Source organism: Vibrio sinensis (genome assembly GCF_003605645.1).
Lineage (GTDB): Bacteria > Pseudomonadota > Gammaproteobacteria > Enterobacterales > Vibrionaceae > Vibrio > Vibrio sinensis.
Genome location: NZ_QVMU01000123.1, coordinates 1 through 401, shown reverse-complemented (window position 1 = coordinate 401; position 401 = coordinate 1). Strand labels below are relative to the sequence as shown.

At 42.8% G+C, this 401-nt stretch carries 1 protein-coding gene; it reads left to right on the top strand.

The window, feature by feature from the left end; translation table 11 throughout:
• Nucleotides 1–10: 10 nt before the first annotated feature.
• On the top strand, nucleotides 11–401 hold a 391-nt coding region (locus tag DZ860_RS25385), incomplete at its 3' end, for a hypothetical protein (RefSeq protein ID WP_500691425.1).

Here is a 401-nt window from a genome sequence, read left to right as displayed (position 1 = left end):
GGCGTGGGGCGTGGAGGGTTTTGACCCTTTTGTTCCGGGAGGAATAGCCTCTCATCATATTGCAGCAGGGACGTTGGGTATATTAGCGGGCCTATTCCATCTTAGTGTTCGTCCGCCTCAACGTCTATACAAAGGATTACGTATGGGCAATATTGAAACCGTMCTTTCCAGTAGTATYGCTGCTGTCTTTTTTGCWGCTTTTGTTGTTGCTGGAACTATGTGGTATGGTTCWGCAACTACYCCSATCGAATTATTTGGTCCYACTCGTTATMAATGGGATCAGGGATACTTYCARCAAGAAATATATCGAAGARTTAGTGCTGGACTRGCYGAAAATCAAAGTTTATCAGAAGCTTGGKCKAAAATTCCYGAAAAAYTAGCTTTTTATGATTAYATTGGTA